Raw genomic sequence first — 23,457 nt, forward strand, 5'->3', positions numbered from 1 at the left:
TACGGAGACTTATCACTATGAACGAAGCAATGCGTGAAGACCGGCCGCTGACCATCGCCGGCAAGCAGTACCGCTCCCGCCTGCTGGTCGGCAGCGGCAAATACCGCGACCTCGAACAGACGCGTGAAGCAACCGAGGCGGCCGCAGCGGAAATCATCACCGTGGCGATCCGCCGCGTGAACATCGGCCAGGACCCGCATGCGCCGAACCTGCTCGACGTGGTCCCGCCGTCGCGCTACACCATCCTGCCCAACACGGCCGGCTGCTACACCGCCAAGGATGCGGTCTACACGCTGCAGCTGGCGCGCGAGCTGCTCGGCGGGCACAAGCTCGTAAAACTCGAAGTGCTGGGCGACGAAAAGACCCTGTTCCCGAACATGCCGGAAACACTGCGCGCCGCCGAGACCCTGGTGCGCGACGGCTTCGACGTGATGGTCTACTGCAGCGACGACCCGATCCAGGCCAGGATGCTGGAGGAGATCGGCTGCGTGGCGGTGATGCCGCTGGCCTCGCTGATCGGCTCCGGCATGGGCATCCTCAACCCGTGGAACCTGTCGCTGATCATCGACCAGGCCAGGGTGCCGGTGCTGGTCGACGCCGGCGTCGGCACCGCGTCCGACGCGGCGGTGGCAATGGAACTGGGCTGCGACGGCGTGCTGATGAACAGCGCCATCGCGCTGGCGCAGGACCCGGTGCGCATGGCGCGCGCGATGTGCCTGGCGGTCGAAGCCGGGCGCGAAGCGTACCTGGCCGGGCGCATGGCGCGGCGCTTCGCTGCCTCGCCCTCGTCGCCGATGGCGGGACGGGTGTGATGGCCGAGGCAGTCCGGCCCTGCGTGCTGGTGTTCGCCGGCCTCGATCCATCGGGCGGCGCCGGCATCCAGGCCGACATCGAGGCGATTTCGGCGCAGGGCGCGCATGCGCTGGCCATCGTCACCGCGCTCACCGTGCAGGACAACAACCGGGTGCACGAGGTGGTGCCGGTCGATGCCGGCCTGCTGACGCGCCAGGCCGCCTTGCTGGCTGCGAGCATGCCGATCCGCGCCGTCAAGGTCGGCATTCCCGGCAACCGGGCGAATGCCGAGGCCATCGCTGCCATCGTCGCGCGCCTGCGCGAGCGCGACCCGGCGCTGCCGCTGGTGCTCGACCCGGTGCTGGCCAGCGGCCACGGCGACCCGCTGGCGCGCGGCGATGCGCTGGCGGCGCTGGCACCGCTGCTGGCGCTGGCCACGGTGCTGGTGCCGAACGGGCCGGAAGCGGCGGCCATCGGCGCGGTCGATTGCCGGCACGTGCTGGTGACCGGCGGCCACGGCGAGGGCGACGAGGTCGTCAACCGCTGGACCGGCGGCAGGGATGGTCGCGCGTGGCGCTGGCCACGCCTGCCCGGTGAATTCCACGGCAGCGGCTGCACGCTGGCATCCGCCATCGCGGCGCGGCTGGCGCTGGGCGAGGCCATGGCCGACGCGCTGGAAAACGCCCAGCGCTACTGTCACCAGGCGCTGGCCACGTCTTACATGATCGCACCGGGCCAGCGCATCCCGCGCCGGCTCCAGGCTTGAGGAGATGACAATGCGAGGACTTTATCTGGTCACGCCCGACTGGGACGACACCGACCGCCTGCTGGAGGCGACACGCCGCGCGCTGGAAGGCGGCGCGGCGCTGGTCCAGTACCGCCACAAGACGGCATCCGACCCGCTGCGCGCGGAACAGGCGGGCGCGCTGCTCGCGCTGTGCCGCCGTCACGAGCGGCCGTTGGTGATCAACGACCACCTCGACCTGTGCCTGCGCCTGGATGCGGATGGCGTGCACGTGGGCGGCACCGATGTGTCGGTGCCGCAGGTGCGGGCGGCGCTCGGACGGGACCGCATCGTCGGGGCGTCGTGCTACGGGCAGTTCGCGCTGGCCGAAGCAGCGCAGGCGGCGGGGGCGAGTTATGTGGCGTTCGGCGGTTTCTATCCGTCGCGCGTGAAGGTGTATGACGTGAGCACGCCGCCCGATATCGTGGCGCGGGCCAAGGCCGCTTTGCGGGTGCCGGTGGTGGTGATCGGCGGGATGACGGTGGAGAATACGCGGCCGCTGGTGGGGCGCGGGGCGGATATGGTGGCGGCGATCAGCAGTGTGTATGGGGCCGAGGAGCCGTACGAGGCTGCGCGGACGTTTGCCGAATTATTTAGTTAACCTGTAAACGTCGCCCCTGCGAAGGCAGGGGCCCAAGTTCTGCTTGCATATCGACTGCTCGACAAACTTGGCGAGATGGTGCCGGGGGCACCATCTCGCCTTCGCAGGGGCGACGGTCATATTGTATTGGCGGGAATGCCATACGGGACCTCCCGCCGAAACATCACGCCTTGGCCAACTTGAACTGGCTCAGATCTGCAGTCAGATACCCGACCGCCGCACCGAACTTGTTCTTGTAGTTGGCCTTCACCAGCGGATCCAGCGTGTCCTTCACCTTGGCGTGCAGGCTGCTGCTCCAGTCGCCCGGGTGCTGGAAGTTGCTCATGATGTAGGTCCAGCCGTTGATGTCGTCCACTGCATGCAGGCCGGTCGATTCGGCGCCCGACGGCGTCGACAGGACGCGGGTCAGCGTCTTGGTGTCGACGTTGTAGGCCCACAGGAAGTTGTTGACGTGGTTGCCGCTGTCCTCGCCGATGAACAGGGTGCGCATCTTTTCCGAGAACTTCAGGTTGTCCGGGCTGGCGATCTTGTCCGGGTTCGCGGTGTTGCCGAGGGCGTCGGCGGCGATGTCTTCGCCGACCAGCAGCGCCTTGGTATCGACCGGCATCCACTCGCTGTTGATGGTGCCGCCAGCCAGGTCCTTCTGGCCGCCCTTCAGGTTCAGCATCATCACCGCACCGGCGGTCAGCGCCTTCGGGATCGAGATGCCGTTGCCCGGCACGTTGGTCGAACTGCCGGCCACCATCGAGCCGTTGCAGTTGGCCAGCGCCGAGTAGGCGATCTTGTCCTTCAGGTTGACGGTCGTGCCTTCCATCTTGGTGAAGCCCATCGAGGCGCCGACCAGCGCGGCGTAGCGATGGGTTTCCAGGAAGGCGGCGGCCTTTTCCATGCCCTGCTTCAGCTTGATCCACTCGACGCGGCCGTTGGAAGTGACCTTGGAATAGGTCGCGTCCTGCGGGTCGGCGGTCTTGACGTCCATGATGTCGGTCGCCTTGGTCGATGCGGCCAGCGCGCGGATTTCGTCGCTGGTGGCCGAGCCGAGCTTGATCCAGGTGAGTGGCGCGGCGGCGGCGGCCGGGTCCAGCGAGAAGCCGGCACCGACCTTGGCCACGTACAGCGAACCCGAGGACAGGTCTTTCTCCTTGTCGGCCACGAACACGAAGTAGCCGCTGTTGGTGGCGTCGTCGCCCATCAGCACGGTGCGGTTGTCGCCCATTACCTGGACCAGCTCGTGCGAGATGCGGCCCATGCAGTAGTGCTTCTTGATGCTGGCGGTGCCGTCCGGGTTGACGGTGATTTCCGGCAGGTGGCCGTAGTTGTACGGGTTGGCCTTGGTTTCGTCGCCGTACAGGTTCTTGCTGTAGGCCTTGAACTGGGCGTCGCTGGCGGCGGTGAAGGCGTTCGGCTCGTATTCCTCGCTCGACAGGTGGGTGCCCCACGGCGACAGGCTGGCGCCGCAGGTGATCCACAGGCCGTTCACGCCGGACGTATCGACGTTGTGGTACTTCACCAGCGACAGCTTGCCGCTGGTCTTGTCCTGGTCCAGGGTCAGCACGGCGATCGGCGACGGCAGTTTGCCGTACATGTCGGTCTTGGCGTCCTGGGCGAAGGTGGTGTACTCGAACTGCACCACGGCGAACACCGGGTTGCCTTTGACGCCGGCCACGCTGGCGTTTGGCACGGTCAACAGCGAGGTGCCGTCCGGCGAGTCAGAGAAGAACTGGCGTTCGCTGCCGGCCACGGTGGTGTCGATGATCGGCTTGTTGTTGATGTCGTAGTAGCCGCCGGCGACGATGGTGCCGCCGCTGCCGTTCGACACCGCATCGCCGGTGATGAAGAAGGGTTTATAGGACAGCTTGAAATCGAGCTTGCTGCTGTCGCTGAAATTGACCGTCATGGTCGAGCCGACCGTGGTCGTGGCCATTGCGGCGGCATCCGCCAGCGACGGCGCCGCCATCGAGCTGAACGACACGCCGGCCAGGGTCACCGTCGGCGTGGTCTGGGTCGGCGGCGTGGTGCTTGCCGGGCTGTCGTCACCGCCGCCGCAGGCGGACAGCATGGCGGCCACGCTGCCGGCGCCGATCGGCAGCATCGGCGTGGCGCCGAGAAGACGCAGCAGGCGGCGGCGGGACAGATCGGTATTCGCGTTCATTCTTCAAAGCTCCTGGATTCAATGGGAGGGCCGCGCAATGGGGCACGGAATCCGGCAGAGCTTAGTGGCCGCGTATGTCACCTTCATGACAAGGATTTAACGGCTGTGTGACATCGAAAAATTTGAAGTGTTGTAAATACCTCAGTCCCTCTGCCTGATGCCCTTGATGCATCGCAACTGTCTTAGCCAAGACGGAACTGTGACATTTCCCTTGGATTATTTTTTAGGGGTACTCCGATTGCATTGCCCGACTGGCGCGTTCACTCGAGGAGGCTGCATATGTCCACCCGTCCCCATTCCATCCCATCCCGCGGCTACCCTGCCCCCGGCCCGCAATCGCCGGGCGCCGGCCAGCTCATCGGCAACGCCTACTGCAGCGGCTGGCAACAGGTGCAGGCCGCGCACTACGACGTCATCGTGATCGGCACCGGCCCCGCCGGCGTCGCCTTCATCGAACGCACGCTGGCGCGCAACCCGCACGCCGCGATCCTGGTGCTGGAACGCGGCGGCTACTGGCTGCCGGCCCACGTGCAGACGCTGCCCGCCGCTTTGCGCGCCATCGCCGGCGACGCCACCACCTACCCCTGGACCCGCAGCGCGGCGATGGCGACGGACGCCCACCTGGCCCAGGCCGGGATGATCCCGATGCTGGGCGGCCGCTCCACCTGCTGGCACGGCTGGTGCACGGCGCCCCGGCCGGACCAGTTGCGCGGCTGGCCGCAAGCCCTGGTCGAGCGCACCCAGCAACCCGGCTTCTGGGACGACGCGCGCGCTTTTCTCCATGTGACGAGCGCCGACCGCATCGACGACAGCGTCTACGGCAGCCTGCAGCGCCAGCTCGACACCCGCCTGCGCGACAATTTCAAACGCTGGGTGCCCTCGGCGCTGGATGCCGGCGCGGCGCCGCTAGCGGTGCAGCACGACGAACGACCGGGCGCCGGCTTCCACAAATTCTCCACGGTCGGCACCCTGCTCGGCCTGCAGCAGCGCCAGAAGGCATTGGCCGCGCAGGGCCAGGGCAGCGAGCTGGCGATCGTCGACCGCTGCACGGTCGAACTGCTACTGCACGACGGCGATGGCCGCGTGACGACGCTGGAAACCGGCTGCGGCCCGATCCGCGTCGGCGATGCGAAGATCGTGCTGGCGATGGGTGCGATCCCGTCGGCGACCCTGCTGATGCATTCCTTCGGCGACCTGCTGCCGAACGCCGGCAAGCACTATACCGGGCACCTGATGTCGCGCTTCACGGCGCGGGTGCCGCGCGCGGCGTTTCGCCAGGCCGGGGCGCTGGAACTGGGGGCGCATGTGCTGCATGGGCGGGCAGAGAATGGCTTGCAGTATCAGGTGCAGGTGAGTGCCTTTGCTTCCTCGGAACCGGCGCGTGACGCGGCCACGCTGGCCGCCGAGGCGCCGGGTGCCGTGCCTTCCCCGGCCCAGTTGCAGGGGTCGGAAGACTGGGTGCTGTTCGCGTGCACGGCGCTGGCGGAAGTCGGCGAGCAGAATGGCGACAACTGGATGCGGCCGGACGGCGGCGCCGACCCGACCACGAACATGACGGTGCAACTGCAGGCGGGACCGATGGAAGCGGCCTTGTGGGATGTGATGGACGATGCGGCGTGCCGGACGATCGGCGCGCTGGCCGGCCGCGTCGCGGCGGCGCCCGCCGCTGTCGAATACTGGATCGACGAAGGCCCGTCGGGTGACTGGCAAGGCGTGCGGCCGCCGCGCCGGCAGGTGCGCTCGCACCTGGTCGTGGACGAGGCATCGCCGCTGTGGATCGGCGAAGACCCGTCCAGCTCGGTGGTGGGGCTGGATTACCGGCCGCACGGGCTGCGCAACATCTATGTCACCGGGGCGGCGCTGTTCCCGACGGCGGGGGCGTGGAACCCGACCCTGACGGTGTGCGGGCTGGCGCAGGACCTGGCGGACCGGATCGCCTGAACCGTGCCGCACGGTGGATGGCGATACAATGTTTGCATGAAGATGCGCAAAAAATCCGACCTGCCGTCCAAGACCTGCGCGCACTGCGCCCTGCCCTTCGCATGGCGGAAGAAATGGGCGCGCGATTGGGAGAACGTCAAGTACTGTTCGGAGCGGTGCCGCCGGGCTGCCGGCCCGGCGAGCGCCAGGGCCGTGCTGGACGAGGATTGACTCTCGAGGCCTAAGCGCGCGGCCCAGGCGCCGAACTTGTCCTCGTCCCTGCTGAGCGTACCCGTTGCAGGAAAACATCGGGGCGGATTCTCGGCAGGCGTGCCGCCGACGCCTCGGCAAAATGCGGCAGGCCCGCCCAGACCGCGGTGTCGCCGATCAGGAAGAACCGGTGTTTGGCACGCGTGAGCGCGACGTTGAACAGATTGGGCTTGCCGGCCGCCCAGGCTGCCGCTGCACGGGTGTCGGCATCGCATCCCAGCACAAGCCAGACCATGCTCTCCTCTTTGCCCTGGAATGTGTGGACCGTGCCGATCCGCGCCCGACACCATTCGCGCAGCAGGCGCGTCGCGGGCTGGGCGCCATCCGGCCAAGCGCCGCTGTCGAGGAGTGCGCGGCTCAGCGCCTGCTTGATGCGACGGAACGGGGAAATCACGTACAGGGCAGGCAGTTCGCCGGTCCGCAAGACCAAGTCGACGATGGCTTGGCGCACCAGGGCGACCTGCTCCGGCACGACCTGTTTGTCCTGTGCTGTCCCGCCGATGTCGACCCATGCGCTGGCCCCCAGGTCGAAACTGTCGGCCGGAGGCAAGCGCGCCGCCGGATTGTGCGGATCGAAGAAGATCATCTTGCCGTCGTAGGCGATCTGGTTGGCGATCGTGAACATGGGATCGACGCAACGACGATGCACCCGCAGGGGACTGCCGATCCATTTGGCGCTCCCCTGGGCGTCGATCGACGCACCCATTGCATTCGCCTCGTCGGCCAGGCCTTGCACCGACACGAGATGGGGCTCGACCGGCTGTGCCGGATCGAGACGCGCAGTCCGGGCCAGCGCATCGATCAGTTTGATTGGCACGGTGAACACGGGTTCGATCTGCAGCGGGTCGCCGACCACGACGGCGCGTCGGGCGCGCCACAATGCCCCCACGGCGGCCTGCGGCACCGCCTGTCCCGCTTCATCGATGAAAAGCCAGCCAAGACTGTCCGGCCCCAGGTCCCGGAATTGGCTGGCGACCGACGCGAACGTGCTCGAGATGACGGGCACGATCATGAACAAACTTTGCCAGATCGTGAGTGCATGCTCGCGCTGCTGCAGTTGCTTTCCACCCAATAACTGGGTTACCGCCACGGCATTGCTCCCGAACCCGCCGCCTTTTCGCAGCACCTCGGCAAGCCAAGCCTCATGCAATGTCAGCGCGGCGGCGAACAACGCCGAGCGCAGGTGGTTGGTTTGTTCGTCATGCCACAGGCCGCTGATCTGCCAGTCGTCTTCTTCCAGTACGGCCGCGGACGACGGCGCGGCCATCCCCGGAAATGCCGCCGCCAGTGCCGCGTGATCGCGCTGCAGCCCATTCCATTCGGCCTCGCGTACGGCCAGGTCCTGGCGCGCCCGTGCCTGCTCGCCAACGGCTTCGCGCAGCCGTTCCTCGGCCTCGCGCTGCGTCGCGGCAGAGGCCCGCTGGCGTACCAGCCAATCGCGCTGCTCGCGCCGGTTATCGGCCAGTTCTTGCTGCGCCGTGCGTTCACGTGCCCGCTTCAGCCAGCGCAGCCACCAGGCAGGACGGGACTGTTCGATCAGCGCCGCTTCCTCACGCAGCGACACCAGTTGTCCCGTACACAACGCTTGTTCACGTTCCAGCCCGGCCAAGCCCGCAGCGGCGCCATGGTAGGCTTGCAGCGCCTGCTCGAGCCGGACATCGGCTTGTGCACAAAAAATGTCTCTTGTCTGCCCACGCAGCACGGCGCACGATTGCGCATAACGGTCCAGCAGTGCAAGACGTTCGCGGAGCGCCGTGTCGAGGGCGGTGAAGCGGGTACGCGCTTCGGCAAAGCCAGGCCCTTCGTATTTCTCGCGCCACGTCCACAGGGACTGGTGGAGCGCGGGATCGAAGTGTTTGACGGGCTTGTCGGCGCGGCGGGCATCGACCTTCAGACGGAATGCGAAACTGCTCCGGTTACCCTTGTTGCCCAAGGCGCAGGCGATCAATCCCCATGGCGCATCGTCGGCATCGAGCTTCATGTAATCACCCTTGTCGGTGCGCGCGGCGATGTTGTGCGCAACCGGCTTCAGATAACCGACGGTACTGTTTCCCTGCGCATCACGCCAAGGTGACTTGCCTGCCTTGCCCAAGGCCTTGGCTTTGGGAAGGTCGCGCGACAGGTTTTCGACCGCCGCATTGTTCGAGGAAGCGACGACCATTTCAAAGCCGGTCAGGTCCTCGCGCAAGCGCGACACCATGCAGCGTCCCTCACCCTGGAAATCTACCGCAACGGTGCCGGCAAAAGCGTCGCCGGCGCGCGCCAGACCAGCCAACACGCGGGCGCGCCGGGTGATCAATTCGGCGAAGACGTCGCGCAGCAGTGTGGTCTTGCCGGTGCCGGGCGGGCCGTTCACCGAGAAGATGCCGCCATCCTGCAACCGGTCGAAGATATTGTTGATGGCAAATTGCTGCATCAGACTCATCGCATGCGCCGGCTCATCCAGCCAGTGCGCGGCCGGCAGGTGGGCCGGTGCCAGCATCCGCAAGATCGCGGCTCGGCCCTGCTCGCTGTACAGATCGAGCCGGCGTTCCGCCGGGACCGGGGCAAGATACGCCTGCAACGCGCGTCCGGACGTGCCTTGCTCCACCGACGCGAGTGCCCGGGCAATGTCCTTGGCAAAGAAACTGTTGAGGATCTCGACATCGATATCGTCCGTGGCCTTGCCTGCATCGTCGCCGTCCTCCTCGTCCTCGAGCCCCGCCGTCCATAGCGTGGCCTGAGGCGCGCTGCGCTTCTTGCGGCTTTCCTCTGCGCTCCTGGCGTGAATGACGATCGCCGGCATGCCGTCCCGTACCGCCTCCGGCTGGAAACCCGTCCACGTCTCGAAGATCGACAGCAGGGCCAGCAGTTCCTCGCTCGACAAGGGCTGGGGCCTTGTCGAGGCATTGCTGTCCGCTGGGGCGTCCGGATGGGGAACTCGCCGGTCCACGCGCGTGCGGCGGAACTCGATCAGGGCTTCCTTCAAGTCCTCGATACCATTCTGGAATGCATCGAAGTCGAGTGCCGTCAATTGGCCTTTGCTGTGCTGGATACGGCCCAGCGCCCATGGCGCGGTCGAGACCGACACGCTGTCCAGCAATGGCTCTCCCAGCGGTCCGGCCTGGAACTTCGCCATGCACGTCAGCCCTTCCAGCCCGGCGCGCTCTTCCTGTTCCCAACGCTCCTCCGGCGACAGGTTCGCCTGCAGGGCTTGGCGCGTTACCTCCACGAGCAACGATTTGTCGAACACACCGATATAGACATCGAAGCCGGTGAGTTCGCGCCCGGGCGGCAGGGAGGGTCGCCACAAGAGCCGGTCGCCGCGTTGCAGGGCGGCTTGCGGACAGCGCTGGACCGCCCAGTCCGCATCATGGGCCTGCACGACCTGTTCAAGGTCGAATGGAATAAAAAATTCCACCTGGTGCCAGAAACGCAATATCTCGCGGCCCCCGTTCCCGGGTGTGTAATCGTTCATCTTCATCGTTCAAGGGTGCCAACGAGACAAGGTCATCAACAGAATGATCGATGACCCTACAAGCAAAAAAGCCCCTTCATCAGGGGCTTTGGATCCATTTGTAGCCGTGCGGCTTAGACGTTGAACAGGAAGTTCAGCACATCCCCATCCTTGACGATGTATTCCTTGCCTTCAGCGCGCATCTTGCCCGCTTCCTTCGCGCCAGCCTCGCCTTTGTAAGCGATGTAGTCATCATAAGAAATCGTCTGCGCGCGAATGAAGCCGCGTTCGAAGTCAGTGTGAATCACGCCAGCCGCCTGCGGCGCGGTGTCACCGACACGGATGGTCCAGGCGCGCACTTCCTTCACGCCGGCGGTGAAATAGGTTTGCAGGCCGAGCAGCTTGTAGGCGGCGCGGATCAGACGGTCCAGGCCCGGCTCTTCCATGCCCATGTCGCCCAGGAACGCCGCCTTGTCGGCGTCGTCCAGGTCGGCAATCTCCGCTTCGATCGCGGCCGAAATCGCCACGATCGGTGCATTCTGTTCAGCAGCGTACGCGGTCAGCTGGTCCAGCAGCGGATTGTTGGTGAAGCCGGTGTCGGACACGTTGGCCACGAACATGGCCGGCTTGGCGGTGATCAGGCACAGCGTCTTGATCAGGGCCATCTCGTCGGCGTCGAGGCCGGCGGTACGCACTGGCTTGCCTTGGTCCAGGTGCGGCATCAAGCGCTCGCAGACGGCGACCAGCTTGGCCGCATCCTTGTCGCCCGAACGCGCTTTCTTGTTCTCGCGGTGGATCGCCTTTTCGACGGCGCCCATGTCGGCCAGCGCCAGTTCGGTCTGGATGACTTCGATGTCGTCCAGCGGGCTGACCTTGCCGGCCACGTGGATCACGTTGTCGTCTTCGAAGCAGCGCACCACGTTGACGATGGCGTCGGTTTCGCGAATGTGCGACAGGAACTGGTTGCCCAGACCCTCGCCTTTCGAGGCACCAGCCACCAGGCCGGCGATGTCGACGAACTCGACGATGGCGTTGACCATACGCTCCGGCTTGACGATGTCGGCCAGCGCCTGCATGCGCGGGTCCGGCACCTCGACCACGCCGACGTTCGGTTCGATGGTGCAGAACGGGTAGTTCTCAGCCGGGATGCCGGCCTTGGTCAGGGCGTTGAACAGGGTGGACTTGCCGACGTTGGGCAAGCCGACGATGCCGCATTTCAGACTCATAGGAATTCTTTCTGGTTCGATGGACGCAAGGGCGTATACGCGACCGCCCCGAAACCCCACATTGTAACCGCGGTCAGCCTGGCGTGCCCGAAAAACGCCACAAGCCCATGACCCGGCAACAACGCGAAATTTCTGTCGAGAATCTTTACACCGCGGCTGCCTACAGTTAGCCAGCTTCAGGAAAAGACTTTTAATTTCAAGACGATAGCCAAGCGGGAACAATAATTGCTTGAAGGAATTAAAACCTGTTTCAACAACCAATCCCTTTACATCCATGAAAAAAATTCTTTCCGTTTTCCTTCTCGGCGCTTGCCTGTTCGCAGCCACGGCACAGGCGATGGTCGTGCGCGGCACCGGTACGGCCGCATTGGTCGGGCATGACCTGACCGATCCGGAAAACGATGGCAGCGCCGATGCGAACGTCGGCTACAACGCCACCTTCCGCGCGTCGTTCCAGGCCGATTTCGCCGGCGAGTCCGCGTTCAGCGTGTTCGACAACCGCGTCGGCGGCAACACAGACAAATGGTGCTGCGCGACCAACGGCTGGGTGGAAGCCGACTTCGGCGCCCAGCGTTATGTCCTGACCAGCTTCACCGCGGCGTCGGCGAATGACGTTCCCGGCCGCGATTCGGACATCTGGCGCATCCTGGGTTCGAACGACGGCGTCAACTACACCACCATCTTCGAATACAACAAGGATGGCACCAGCCCATGGCAGCAGCGCCTGCAGGTCAACCAGTACTTCGCCGGCAGCGATTACCTGACGCCGACCGCCTACAGTATCTTCCGCTACCAATCGCTGTCGACGGTCACGCCGAGCGACGGTCACCAGCTGAGCGAACTGGAATTCTTCGGCACCAAGGCCGTGCCGGAACCCGGCAGCCTGGCGCTGCTGGTCCTGGGTGTCGCTGTGCTGTGCCTCAACCGCCGCAAGCTGGGCCGCTGATTCAAATCGGCCGGACCCGCTCCGGGTCCGGCCGTGCCACGAAGGCCACAAATTCATCGCGCAACCTCTCCCCCTCTTCCATCGCCTGGCGCCACGCCAGGATGCGCGCGTCGTGGTTCAAGCCATAAAACTTGAAATCGCTGCGGTCGATCAGTTTTCCGCGCGGCAGGCTGCCCAGGAAGGCCGGGCTCGGCGCCACGATCAGCACGTTGTCCAGCCAGCCGCGATTCGGTCCGCGCGCCGCGCGCCGCCACGGCAGCGCCTTGTCCAGCCAGCCCGGTACGATGTGCTCGCTGAAATGCGGGTACAGCACGATCGATGCCGGTTCCTGCTGCGCCAGCCGCGCGTACGGCAGCGCCAGGTTGTAGTCGATGATCCCGCCATCCCAGTAGTGGCCGGGCGGCGCGCCGGCGATGTCGCGCACCGGTTTCATCAGCATCGGCAGTGTGCCGGACGCCAGCAGGCCGCTGGCCAGGTTCTCGGCCGTCAGCGCTGCAAAGTGCGTCGAAAACGTGTCGAAACGCTCGCGCAGCCAGGGCGCATCGGCGCGGCGGTCGCCGATCACCACGCGGTCCATCAGCTGTGCCAGACGGTCGCGCGATGCCAGGTTGTGCAGTGCCGCTGCCGCAAAGCCGCGCATCTCGGCATACTTGCGGCCGTGCTCGGCCGCTTTGTCATGGCCGGACGCGGCCAGGCCGCGCTTGCCGCGCACCGTGATCAGGTGCAGGCGGTAATCCGGATGGCTGACGATGTCGTCCTCGTGGCCGCGCACGAATTCACGCAATAGACCCTGCACCACTTCGTCGATCTGCGCCTGCGAGGGCTTGGTACTGGTGTAGCGCTGGCCGCTGTACAGCTCGCCCAGGCGCTCGAAGGCGCGCACCGGATCGCGCTGGCAGGCGGCCGCCATGCGCCAGGCGCCGATCGAGGAGCCGATCAGCAGGCGTTCGCGCCGCGCACGCGGGAACCACTCGCCGAACAACCACTGGTCGAGCGCGCGGAAGATCAGGCCCTTGGGACCGCCGGCCGCGGCCGGCACCACGGCGATGTCCTGGGGGCGCAAGCCGTGCGCGCGGATCTGGGCCATGGCCAGCGGCCCGGCGTGGAAGGTCAATGCACTCATCCGGAAATTATCGCAGGAAGGCCATGACCGCGCCGGTCACATGCATATGTTGACCAGGTGGCGCAATAAAGTTACATTGTGACAATAAGTGAGTATTTTCAGTATCGGAATCGCATAGACTCGATTGTCAATCGCAAAGGAGCCCCCATGGCCACGCAAGCGCTGTTCGATATCGGTAATGTCTTTCTGGAACCCTCTTCCACGTTCGCCCGCCTGAAGGCGAAGACGCATGCCTGGCTGCCCCTGCTGCTGCTGATCGTGCTGAGCGTGGGCGTCATGGTCTGGTGGATCTCGACCGTCGATTTCCCGTGGCTGGTCGACCGCATGGCGTCGGCGCAAACCAAGCCGGAAGTGCAGGCGGCGATGCGTCACATGACGCAAAAATCGATGATGCTGACCACGGTGATCGGCGGCGTCATCGGTTCGCTGATCGTGTATGCCTTCAGCGGCTTGTATTACCTGATCGCGGGCAAGGTGCTCGGCAGCAGCATCGGCTACGGCAAATGGTTCGGCTTCTCGGTGTGGACCAGCGTGCCGAGCCTGCTCAGCGTACCGCTGACGGCAGTCCAGATCATCAGTTCGCGCGGTCACGTCGTGGCCGAGGACTTGAACATGGTGTCGCTGAACTACCTGTTGCTGCACCTGCCGGCCTCGCATCCGTGGGCGGGCTTTGCCAACGGCGTCAACCTGACCAGCCTGTGGTGCATTTTCCTGGCGGTGATCGGCCTGAAAGCCTGGACCGGCCGCTCGACCGGCACCTGCCTGACGGTCGCCCTGCTGCCTTATGTGCTCATCTACGGCCTGTGGGCCGCCAAGATCGCCCTGCTGGGATAAGCAATGAAGAAGAAACTGATGGGCGCCGCCGTCGTGGTGGCTTTCCTGGCGATCCCGGTGGCGATCAAGTTTTCGGGCAAGACGGCGCAGCACGAGGCCGAGCTGGCGCAGGTTCAAAAGCTCGAGATCCACCCGTCGATCCTGGCCACCGGCAACCTGGTATTCCGCCAGGAGGTGCAGCTGTCGGCCGAGGTCATCGGCAAGGTGGCCGCCGTGCTGGTCAAGGAAGGCGACAAGGTGGCGCGCGGCCAGACCCTGCTGCGGCTCGATCCGACCGTGTACGTGGCCGAGGTGGCGCAGCAGGAAGCCAACCGCCGCAACGCCGCGATCGCGATCGAACGGGCCCAGATCAACCTGGCCAACCAGGAGCGCGGCCTGGAGCGCACCGGCCAGCTGTACAAGGCCAAGTACATCGACATCTCGAAGTACGACGACGCCGTGCACCAGGTCGACCTGGCCAAGGTCGAGCTGCGCGCCAGCCGCGAGACGCTCGAGCAGGCAGCGGCGCTGCTGTCGCAGTCGCGCGAGCACCTGGCCAAGACCGAGGTGCGGGCGCCGATCGACGGCACCGTGACCGCGGTGCCGATCAAGATCGGCGAGACGGCGGTGGCCAGCGCCACCGGCATCGCCGGCTCGTCGCTGATGACGATCGCCGACGTCGGTTCCATCATGGCCGAGGTCAACGTCGACGAAGCCGACGTCGCCCGGGTCGCGGTCGGCCAGCAGGCCAAGGTGTTCCCGGCCGCCTTTCCCGACCAGCCGCTGAGCGGCCGCGTCGAGAGCGTCGCCATGGCACCCAAGAATGCGCTGCCGGGCGCCCAGAGCCAGGGCCGCAGCTACGTGGTCAAGCTGCGCCTCGACGATCCGAAGCTGGCGCTGCGCTCGGGCATGACCTGCCGCGTCGAGATCGTGGTCGGCAACAGCGCGCCCAGGCCGGCGGTGCCGATCCAGGCGGTGCTGAACGAGGAAATCGCCGAGACGGGGAAAGACCGGGAGCGTGTAAAAAACGTCAGTTACGTGTACGTGGTCCAGGACGGCAAGGTCAAGAAGACGACCGTGGAGCTGGGCCTGTCCGACGACGCCAACCAGGAAGTGACCAAGGGGCTGGCGCCCGGCCAGACCATCGCGGTGGGGCCGGCGCGGCTGCTGCGCGAACTGCACGACGGCGACCTGGTGACGGCCAAGAAGGCGGCCGACGTCAAGACCGCGGAGGCGTCGCGGTGATCCGCCTGCAAGCCGTCCGGAAGGAGTACCAGATGGGCGACCAGACGGTCCACGCGCTGCAGGGCGTCGACCTGCACATCCGGCGCAACGAGCTGGTCGCCTTCATCGGCGCCTCCGGGTCCGGCAAGTCGACCATGATGAACATCGTCGGTTGCCTCGACCGCCCCAGCAGCGGCGAATACTGGCTCAACGGCCGCGAAGTAGCGACCATGAGCAGCGACGAGCTGGCCCTGGTGCGCAACCAGGAGATCGGCTTCATCTTCCAGAGTTTTCATTTGCTGCCGCGCGCCAGTGCGCTCGACAACGTGGCGCAGCCGCTGATCTACCGCGGCATCAAGCTGCGCGAGCGCCTGGCGCTGGCCGAGCAAGCGCTGGCGAAGGTCGGTCTCGGCACGCGCCTGCACCACCGGCCCAACGAACTCTCCGGCGGCCAGCGCCAGCGGGTGGCGATCGCGCGCGCGCTGGTCGGCAAGCCGTCGATCCTGCTGGCCGACGAACCGACCGGCAACCTCGACTCCACCACCAGCCTCGAAATCCTGGAGCTGATCAAGGAAGTGCATGCGGGCGGACAGACCGTCGTGATGGTGACCCACGAACCCGAGATCGCCGAGCAGTGCCAGCGCATCGTGCGCCTGCGCGACGGCGTGATCATGTCGGATACGGGCACGGCATCGCCTCCGGCGTCAGGGAGTGCGGCATGAACCTGTTCCTGGAAAGCGTGCGCTCGGCACTGGCCTCGATCCGGGCGCACCGCCTGCGCAGTTTTCTGACCTCGCTCGGCATCATCATCGGGGTGGCTTCGGTGATCACGGTGATTTCCCTCATCCAGGGCTTGTCCAAGAGCGTCAGCGACCAGTTCATGGGACTCGGCGGCAACGGCCTGACGGTCCAGCCGCACAACGAGTTCAAGGAGGTCATGCGCGGCAAGATCAACTTCCTGCGCTTCGAGGACGTCGAGCAGTTGCGCCTGCGCGTCGACGAGATCCGCGACCTCAGCCCGGTCTTCGTCCCCGGCATGTCCGAAGTGCGCTTCACCGGCCAGTCTACGGTGGCGCAGGTGACCGCCACCACCGCCAGCTACCAGGAAGTCAACCAGCGTTATGCGCGCCTGGGCCGCTTCATCAGCCCTTCCGACGATGCCGGCGCGCGCCGCGTGGCCGTGATCGGCGAAAAGCTGATCGAGGACCTGCACCTGCCGGCCAACCCGGTCGGGCAATTCATCCTGTATGCCAACGAGTGGTTCAAGATCGTCGGCGTGATGGAAAAGCGCGGCGAGGTGTTCGGCATGTCGCAGGACAGCGTGCTGATCATTCCTTACAAGACCGGCCAAAGCATCATCGGCAACAATACGCGCCCGCAGCTACGGATCACGGTGGCGGTACGCGACCTGTCCCGGCTCGACGCCACGCGCAGCCGCATGCGCGCGGTAATGCGCCAGGCGCACCGCCTGAAACCGGACGAGCGCGACGATTTCGAGATCGAATCGGCCGACCAGGTCGCAAAAACCTTCGACAAGATCAGCAGCACGGTGACGCTGGTGATGGGCGGCGTGGTCAGCATCGCGCTGCTGGTGGGCGGCATCGGCATCATGAACATCATGCTGGTGTCGGTGAAGGAGCGCACGCGCGAGATCGGGATCTGTAAGGCGATCGGCGCGCGCAGCCGCGACATCCTGCTGCAGTTCCTGATCGAGGCGGTGACGCTGTCGCTGCTGGGCGGGCTGATCGGGCTGGTGATCGGCTACGGGCTCGGCGTGGCGATCGCGGCCATGATCCCGGACTTTCCGCCGGCCGTGGTGCCGTGGTGGGCGGTGGCCTTGTCCGTGCTGTTCTCGGGTTCGGTGGGCGTGGTGTTCGGGGTGGTGCCGGCCAGCCAGGCGGCGCGGCTCGATCCGATCGAGGCCCTACGCTACGAGTAGCGGGTGTTTGTCCAGCAGGGCACGCTTGCGCTGGCTCAAGGGTGGGGACTTGAGCCAACGTAACATGATCCGGTCGCTTGTCCTGATGCGTCCGGAGCCTGCATGCTTTATAGATATTTCGCAATGCTATTGTTCAGTGTCCTGCTCTTCTGCGGGCCGGCGCTGGCGCACGAGGCCATCCGCGACACCGGCACCGATCCCGCGGTCGTGATCGACCGCCATATCCAGCATTACGTGGTCGAGCCCAGCGGCGCCTATCTGCTCACCGTCGACGCCGCAAAGACCATCGTCGAACAGCGTGCCGTGCAGGAGCACGGCCAGTACTACATCAGCTACAACAAGACGCTCGACGACGTCGTCGCCATCGATGCCTATACGCTGAAGCCCGACGGGCGGCGGGTGCCGCTGCGGCCGGACCAGATCAAGGACCAGCAGGAAGCCGCGTCCTCCGACGCCCCCATGTTCCAGGACACGCGCCTGAAAATCGTGGTCTTTCCCGAGGTGGCGGCGGGCGACCAGCTGGTGGTCAGGTACACTGTCCGGCGCAACACGCCGCTGTTTCCCGGCCATTTCGAAGACCTGTCGTCGTCGCCGTTCTACCTGAATAAAAACTTCGTGCTGGTCTACGACATGCCGGCTTCGATGCCGCTGCACGCGGACGCCGTCGGCTTCGTGCCGGTGCCGCTGTCGCCGCGCGACGTTGTCCCGGCGGGACACCGGCGCTACCAGTGGCGCTACGCCGGCGGCGGCAACCAGCGCCTGGAAGCGGATGCGGTCAGCTATCTCGACTACGGCAAGCGGCTGGCCGTGTCGACGTTTACCGACTATGCCGCCTTTGCGCGCGCCTTCCGCGCCAACACTGCCCCCGGGACCGGCAGCGCCACGGCGTCCTCCCCCGCCATCGCCACGCTGGCACGCCAGCTCACGGCCGGCCTGCCGGATGCGCGTGCGCGGGCGCTGGCGCTGTCCGACTGGGTGCGCCGCAACATCCGCTACGTCGGCGTCTACATCGGCCCCGGCGGCGTGGTCGCGCATCCGGCCGCCACCGTGCTCGACAACCGCTACGGCGACTGCAAGGACCACGCCGCCCTGCTGGAAGCGATGCTGGCGGCGGTCGGCATCGGCAGCACCGGCGCGCTGGTCAACAGCGGCAACGCCTACCAGCTGCCGGACACGCCGACGCTGGGCGTGTTCAACCACATGATCACCTACGTGCCCAGCCTCGACCTCTACCTCGATCCGACGGCGGAGTCGACGATGGCCGGCTACCTGCCCGCGGGCATCCTCGGCAAGCCGGCGCTGCTGCTGGCGAGCGGCGGCTTCGCCATGACGCCGATCCTGCAGCCGGCGCGCAGCCGTACCACCACCTGGTTCGACATCGGGCGCGACGGCCGCAGCCGCTTCAAGGTCAGCAAGACCGCCAGCGGCGCCAGCGCCGAACCCTGGCGCAAGACGGTGCGCGAGACCCGCCTGGCCGAGCGCGACCAGTTCGTGCGGCGCATGCTGCAGGGCCTCGGCCAGAAGGGACAAGGCGTGTTCGACGCCGGCAAGGTGGATAGTCCGGGCAAGGATGGTAGCGACGAATACAGCCTGTCCCTGTCCGGCAGTAGCGAGCATTTCCTCGACCTGCCGGGACCGAGCGCGCTGGCCACCACCTACGATGTCTGGGGCGGCCTGGGCGAAGCCGTGTTCACGCTGGGCCAGGAAAAGGAGCGCTACCAGGCCTTCGTCTGCCCCGCCATCGACGCCGAGGACGAAACCGGCTTTCGCCTGCCGAAGGGCGTGCGCGTGCTGGCGCTGCCGAAACCGACCAGCCTGATGAATGGCGGCATCCATTACCAGTCGAGCTATGCGCGCCAGGGCAGCGCGATCGTGGTCAAGCGCCGCTTCACCTTCCGCCACGGCCGCGCCACCTGCACACCGGACGACTACCGCGCCATGCAGCCGGCGCTGGAACGCATCATGCGCGATCTGCGCAGCCAGGTCGTGGTCAGCGGGCGCTGAGCTTGTCTTGCCCGGCGTCGGCGCGCAGACGGGCCACCGCCTCGTCGCTCAGCTCGAAGCGCAGGTCGACGCGGTCGCGCCCGGAGCGATAGCCGCCCGGCCAGCGCGCGATCTCGACGAAGCCGCAGCGCTGGAAGAAGCCGGCCGTGTGCGGGTGGGTGTCGACCGTCACGTAGCGTGGCCTCCCTGGCCGGCCTTTGCGGCCGGCCATGTGCAGCAGCCGGTAGTGCAGCAGCGCGCGGCCGATACCGGTACCGTGGCGGTCGGCGCGCACCAGGCCGAACACCAGGGTGCCGAGGTTGTAGAAATCGGAAAGCTCGTAGCCGCCGAACGCGACTACCTGGTCGCCTTCGACGGCGACGAACAGCGGCCCGTCCGGCTCGTCGAGGGCCGAGCGCAGCCAGGCTTCCTCGGATGCCGGGAAGTGGTCGGGCACGTTGGTGCGAAAGGCGGCGAGGACCGCCTTGCGGTCTTCCGGGCGATAGCGCCTGATACGTATCTTCATGTTTTTACAAGGAAAAAATAAATTCGAAATCATTAGGTGAATCGGTGCGAGACCTGTATATTCCATCTCGCACTACATCAAGTCGTCGTTACCGTTGGTCTCCTTCCTGTCTCGCCTTCACGGCATTCCTGTTCGATTCTCCGCTGTTTCTATCTTGGTCGCATGTGCGTTCCCGGGCATCGCTTTGCTGCCCGTGCTTTCAACACTCATATAAGAGGTATCAAATGGCTACTCAAACCGGCACCGTGAAATGGTTCAACGATTCCAAGGGCTTCGGCTTCATCGCCCCTGACGCAGGCGGCGACGACCTGTTCGCGCACTTCAAGGACATCCAGTCGGACGGCTTCAAGAGCCTGGCCGAAAACCAGCGCGTATCGTTCGAACGCTCGCCGAGCCCGAAGGGCGAAAAGGCGAGCAACATTCGCGCAATCTAAATAAAGCGTTTAACAAAACCTTCAGGGCAAGGGATGCGGCCCGCCGACGCAGCGTCGAAGACAGTACGCTAGTACGGCGAGACGATGCAACGCAGCCATGGAGGTTCTTGTTAGGCGCTTTAACAGGCTTGCTTGATTGGCGGCCGCACCACGCAGATAGCATGGGCGCTCCGCACTGACAGGCAGACCCTCGAAAAACCCGCTTCGGCGGGTTTTTTGTCGTTGGCACGCGGTGCTCTTTCGCGTGATCAGGCACACAACGAATCGTGCTCCTTGTTCACTTGTCCATTGACCGTTACATTACGGCCATGGGAGCCGACGAAACCATTATCGTGGAAGACGCCGTGCAGGTGCTGGCCATGGTCGGCGACCTGAGCATGGGGCTGGCGTCCGACCATTCGATCCGCACCGCGCGCCTGGCCTCCAAGCTGGCCGAGGAAAACGGCGACGCAGCCGATGCCTGCACCAGCACGCGCCTGGTGGCGCTGCTGCGCTGGTCGGGCAGCACGGCCACCGCCGGCGGCTTCGCCAGCCTGCTCGGGGACGACGTCGCCGGGCGCCATGCGATGATCACGCGCACCCTGCCCGGCAATCCCAACCTCACGCTGCCCAACGTGCTTCCCCTCGCCCAGATGCAGTGCGAGGTGGCGGGCGACATCGCGGTGCTGCTCGGCCTGTCCGCCGATGTGGAGGACAGCCTGCGCCACCTGTTCGGCAGTCCGCAGCGCGGCGACATGCAGGATGTGATGTTCGCGCCGAACCTGCCGCGCTCGGTATTCTATGTGCGCCTGGCCGGCGACCTGGAAATGCTGGCGCCGGCCCACGGCACCGAAGGCGCCCTGCGCCTGGTCCAGGAGCGCGCCGGGGTCAAATATCCGGCCACGCTGGTCAACAAGCTGCTGCCGCATGCGCAGGCCTGGCTGGACGCCCTCGAAGAACCCTCGTGCGCCGCCAATTACGCGGGCCATGACCGCCTGGTCCCGCTGAGCATCGTCGCCGACGTGATCGAACTCAAGCTGCCCTGGCTGGCCGGTTACTCGCGCCGCGTGGCCGAACTGGCGCGCCGCAGCGCGGCGCTGGCAGGCATGCTGGCACTGGAAGAAAAACCCTTGCAACGTGCTGCCCTGCTGCATGGCATCGGCCGCGTGACCGTGCCGAACGCGGTATGGACGCGCAGCACTAAACTGGAAGCGGCCGACTGGGACAAGGTGCGGAAAGTACCGTTCTGGACCGCGCGCGCCGGCACCCAGGTTGCGGCGATCGCGTCGGATGCCACGCTCGGCTCGCTCATCTACGAGCGCCTGGACGGCAGCGGCTACTACCGCAAGCTGCGCGGCGACAGCCTCGGCATGCAGGAACGATTACTCGCGGCGGCCGCCGCCGTCACCGCCCTGTGCTCAGCGCGGCCCTGGCGCCATGCGCACGGCTTGCCGGCGGCGGCGACGCTGATGACGGCGCAGGCGGCGGCCGGACGTTTCGACCGCCATGCGGTGGCGGCCGTGATCGAAGCGGCGCGCGCGCTGGCGCCGAAGAACGGCCAGGTGCGGCCGCTACGGGATGGGCTGCTGTCGGAGCGCGAGATCGAGGTCTTGCGCCACGTCAGCCTGGGCGAGAGCAGCCGCGAAGCGGCGCGCGCCATGAAGATCAGTCCGGCGAGCGTGCGCGCGCACGTCGACACCATTTTCCAGAAACTGGAATCGCACTCGCGGCCGGCGATGACCTTGAAGGCGCTGGCACGCGGGTTGATTTAATCGGGATTGCCGCTGAACGCGTGGACGGGAAACCCGACTCGCCGTCCGCGTCCACCCTACGGGGCATCGGTATGCAACTGCATTGTTGCCGCATTCATCTTGCCCTCGCACACCATCGGAATGATGCGCAAGGCCTTGTCGATCGCTTCCTCGATCAGCGTCTGCTCTTCGCGCCGCGGGCGGTGCAGCACGAAATCGGCGACGGCCTGCTGCAAGCCGAGCGTGCGCGGGTGGCCGATGCCCAGCCGCAGGCGCCAGTAATCCTGGGTGCCGAGCGCCGAGGTGATGTCCTTCAGGCCGTTGTGCCCGCCCGACGAGCCGCCACGCTTGAGCTTGGCCGCGCCCGGCGGCAGGTCGAGTTCGTCGTGCACGACCAGGATTTCTTCCGGCGCCACCTTGAAGAAACGCGCCAGCGCGCCGACCGACTGGCCGGAGCGGTTCATGAAGGTCAGGGGCTCGAGCAGCCAGACGTCCTTGCCGCCGATCGAGGTCTTGGCGACCATTGCTTGAAAACGCGATTCGCGCTGCAGGTGGCAGCCGGGCAGCGAATTGGCGAGATTATCGACCAGCCAGAAGCCGGCGTTGTGGCGGGTTTGTTCGTATTCGGGGCCGGGGTTGCCGAGGCCGACGATCAGGCGGATATGCATAAATAAGCGTCAATGGAATCGTGAGGCTCGATTATCGCGGAAAACGGCGCCGGCAGGCAGCGGACAAGAACGATGAAAAAATAGATGAAGAATAAGAAAAAACCCGCCGCAACTTGCGTCGCGACGGGTTTTTCCAATGACTGCCCGCCGAAGCGGGTAGCCGTCGATGCGAGAATTACTCGGCAGCAGCAGCGTCGTCAGCCGAAACAGCACCGCGCGGGATCGACGAGGTGGCAACGGTCTGGTCGTCGCCGTGGGCGACGATGGTGACGCCTTCCGGCAGGGTCAGCTCGGACACGTGGATCGATGCACCGGTTTCCAGCTTGCTCAGGTCGACGGTGATGAATTCCGGCAGTTGGCCCGGCAGGCAGGACACTTCCAGTTCGTTCAGCACGTGCGAGATGATCGCGCCGCCCAGCTTGACAGCCGGCGAGACGTCAGCGTTGACGAAGTGCAGAGCGACCTTGGTGTGGATCGGCTGCGAAGCGTCGACGCGCTGGAAGTCCACGTGCAGGACCAGTTGCTTGTATGCGTGCATCTGGAAGTCACGCAGCAGGACTTGCTGGGTCTGACCTTCGATTTCCAGGTCCAGCACGGAACCGTGGAATGCTTCTTTCTTGAGAGCGTGCCAGAGGGCGTTGCCGTCGACGGCGATCAGTGCCGGGGCAGCGGCGCCACCGTAGATGATGCCCGGGGTCTGGCCAGCGTTACGCAGGCGGCGGCTCGCTCCGGTCCCCTGCTGTTCGCGGGTAAATGCGACTACTTTCATGTGAAACTCCAATGATGAAGGGTCCGAATGCTGGATGCGTCCAGCCCGTAACCCGGTTGTGGAGGCCCCCGCGACCAGGGGCTTCCGTGGAATGAGCACGCAATGACGCGCTCAAGAAAAA

At 65.8% G+C, this 23,457-nt stretch carries 20 protein-coding genes; 13 read left to right on the forward strand and 7 right to left on the reverse strand.

Annotated features, from left to right (window positions below; all coding sequences use genetic code 11):
- Positions 1-17 precede the first annotated feature (17 nt).
- From U1H99_RS26255 to thiE, 3 genes are read left to right on the forward strand one after another with little or no spacing between them, the layout of a single operon-like run.
- The gene (locus U1H99_RS26255) at positions 18-812 is read left to right on the forward strand and encodes a thiazole synthase (protein WP_375341651.1); all 795 of its coding nucleotides are present in this window, start codon (positions 18-20) and stop codon (positions 810-812) included.
- On the forward strand, positions 812-1,558 hold the full coding sequence (gene thiD, locus U1H99_RS26260) for a bifunctional hydroxymethylpyrimidine kinase/phosphomethylpyrimidine kinase (protein WP_323144621.1): 747 nt from the start codon (positions 812-814) through the stop codon (positions 1,556-1,558). Before U1H99_RS26255 ends, thiD begins: the two co-directional genes overlap by 1 nt.
- A 10-nt stretch (positions 1,559-1,568) precedes the next feature.
- On the forward strand, positions 1,569-2,177 hold the full coding sequence (gene thiE, locus U1H99_RS26265; protein ID WP_323144622.1) for a thiamine phosphate synthase: 609 nt from the start codon (positions 1,569-1,571) through the stop codon (positions 2,175-2,177).
- Positions 2,178-2,340: 163 nt separating this feature from the next.
- Here thiE and U1H99_RS26270 read toward each other — a convergent pair whose 3' ends face one another.
- The gene (locus tag U1H99_RS26270; RefSeq protein WP_323144623.1) at positions 2,341-4,329 is read right to left on the reverse strand and encodes a PhoX family protein; all 1,989 of its coding nucleotides are present in this window, start codon (positions 4,327-4,329) and stop codon (positions 2,341-2,343) included.
- A gap of 279 nt (positions 4,330-4,608) precedes the next feature.
- Between U1H99_RS26270 and U1H99_RS26275 the strand changes: the two genes are divergently transcribed.
- Together U1H99_RS26275 and U1H99_RS26280 are read left to right on the forward strand one after the other, a co-directional pair.
- Positions 4,609-6,270, forward strand: a complete 1,662-nt coding sequence (locus tag U1H99_RS26275) for a GMC oxidoreductase (protein ID WP_323144624.1) — start codon at positions 4,609-4,611, stop codon at positions 6,268-6,270.
- Positions 6,271-6,306: 36 nt separating this feature from the next.
- Positions 6,307-6,480, forward strand: a complete 174-nt coding sequence (locus U1H99_RS26280) for a DUF2256 domain-containing protein (protein WP_323144625.1) — start codon at positions 6,307-6,309, stop codon at positions 6,478-6,480.
- Between the two features lie 10 nt (positions 6,481-6,490).
- Here U1H99_RS26280 and U1H99_RS26285 read toward each other — a convergent pair whose 3' ends face one another.
- The gene (locus tag U1H99_RS26285; protein ID WP_323144626.1) at positions 6,491-9,976 is read right to left on the reverse strand and encodes a DEAD/DEAH box helicase; all 3,486 of its coding nucleotides are present in this window, start codon (positions 9,974-9,976) and stop codon (positions 6,491-6,493) included.
- Positions 9,977-10,089: 113 nt separating this feature from the next.
- Positions 10,090-11,181 (reverse strand): redox-regulated ATPase YchF, encoded by a 1,092-nt coding sequence (gene ychF / locus U1H99_RS26290; protein ID WP_323144627.1) that lies wholly within the window; start codon positions 11,179-11,181, stop codon positions 10,090-10,092.
- Between the two features lie 274 nt (positions 11,182-11,455).
- Here ychF and U1H99_RS26295 point away from each other — a divergent pair, with 274 nt between their 5' ends.
- Positions 11,456-12,127 (forward strand): PEP-CTERM sorting domain-containing protein, encoded by a 672-nt coding sequence (locus U1H99_RS26295; RefSeq protein WP_323144628.1) that lies wholly within the window; start codon positions 11,456-11,458, stop codon positions 12,125-12,127.
- A 1-nt stretch (position 12,128) separates the two neighbouring features.
- Here the strand turns inward: U1H99_RS26295 and U1H99_RS26300 are convergent, their stop codons facing one another.
- Positions 12,129-13,250, reverse strand: coding sequence for a patatin-like phospholipase family protein (locus U1H99_RS26300; RefSeq protein WP_323144629.1), 1,122 nt, complete (start codon positions 13,248-13,250; stop codon positions 12,129-12,131).
- A gap of 147 nt (positions 13,251-13,397) precedes the next feature.
- Between U1H99_RS26300 and U1H99_RS26305 the strand changes: the two genes are divergently transcribed.
- From U1H99_RS26305 to U1H99_RS26325, 5 genes are all read left to right on the forward strand, one after another.
- Complete coding sequence (locus U1H99_RS26305) at positions 13,398-14,084, forward strand: YIP1 family protein (RefSeq protein ID WP_323144630.1); 687 nt, start codon at positions 13,398-13,400, stop codon at positions 14,082-14,084.
- A gap of 3 nt (positions 14,085-14,087) precedes the next feature.
- Positions 14,088-15,308: an efflux RND transporter periplasmic adaptor subunit gene (locus U1H99_RS26310; RefSeq protein ID WP_323144631.1), complete on the forward strand. Its 1,221-nt coding sequence runs from the start codon at positions 14,088-14,090 to the stop codon at positions 15,306-15,308.
- Entirely contained in the window at positions 15,305-16,009 is a 705-nt protein-coding gene (locus U1H99_RS26315; protein WP_323144632.1) for an ABC transporter ATP-binding protein, read from the forward strand. Before U1H99_RS26310 ends, U1H99_RS26315 begins: the two co-directional genes overlap by 4 nt.
- On the forward strand, positions 16,006-17,226 hold the full coding sequence (locus U1H99_RS26320) for an ABC transporter permease (protein WP_323144633.1): 1,221 nt from the start codon (positions 16,006-16,008) through the stop codon (positions 17,224-17,226). The genes U1H99_RS26315 and U1H99_RS26320 overlap by 4 nt, the downstream gene beginning before the upstream one ends.
- A gap of 123 nt (positions 17,227-17,349) precedes the next feature.
- Positions 17,350-19,230: a DUF3857 domain-containing transglutaminase family protein gene (locus U1H99_RS26325; protein ID WP_323144634.1), complete on the forward strand. Its 1,881-nt coding sequence runs from the start codon at positions 17,350-17,352 to the stop codon at positions 19,228-19,230.
- Here U1H99_RS26325 and U1H99_RS26330 read toward each other — a convergent pair.
- Entirely contained in the window at positions 19,217-19,735 is a 519-nt protein-coding gene (locus tag U1H99_RS26330; protein WP_323144635.1) for a GNAT family N-acetyltransferase, read from the reverse strand. The two genes, U1H99_RS26325 and U1H99_RS26330, sit on opposite strands and share 14 nt — an antisense overlap.
- A gap of 224 nt (positions 19,736-19,959) precedes the next feature.
- On the opposite strand from U1H99_RS26330, the gene U1H99_RS26335 reads away from it, so the two are divergent.
- Positions 19,960-20,169 carry a cold-shock protein gene (locus U1H99_RS26335; protein WP_141835509.1) on the forward strand — a complete coding sequence of 70 codons (210 nt, stop codon included), beginning with the start codon at positions 19,960-19,962 and terminating at the stop codon, positions 20,167-20,169.
- A gap of 308 nt (positions 20,170-20,477) precedes the next feature.
- Positions 20,478-21,920, forward strand: coding sequence for an HD domain-containing phosphohydrolase (locus tag U1H99_RS26340; protein ID WP_323144636.1), 1,443 nt, complete (start codon positions 20,478-20,480; stop codon positions 21,918-21,920).
- Positions 21,921-21,976: 56 nt separating this feature from the next.
- Here U1H99_RS26340 and pth read toward each other — a convergent pair whose 3' ends face one another.
- Positions 21,977-22,567, reverse strand: a complete 591-nt coding sequence (pth, locus tag U1H99_RS26345) for an aminoacyl-tRNA hydrolase (protein WP_323144637.1) — start codon at positions 22,565-22,567, stop codon at positions 21,977-21,979.
- Between the two features lie 175 nt (positions 22,568-22,742).
- Positions 22,743-23,336, reverse strand: a complete 594-nt coding sequence (locus tag U1H99_RS26350) for a 50S ribosomal protein L25/general stress protein Ctc (protein WP_323144638.1) — start codon at positions 23,334-23,336, stop codon at positions 22,743-22,745.
- Positions 23,337-23,457 lie beyond the last annotated feature (121 nt).

Origin of the sequence: Massilia phyllosphaerae (assembly GCF_034659755.1) — a bacterium.
Classification (GTDB): domain Bacteria; phylum Pseudomonadota; class Gammaproteobacteria; order Burkholderiales; family Burkholderiaceae_D; genus Telluria; species Telluria phyllosphaerae.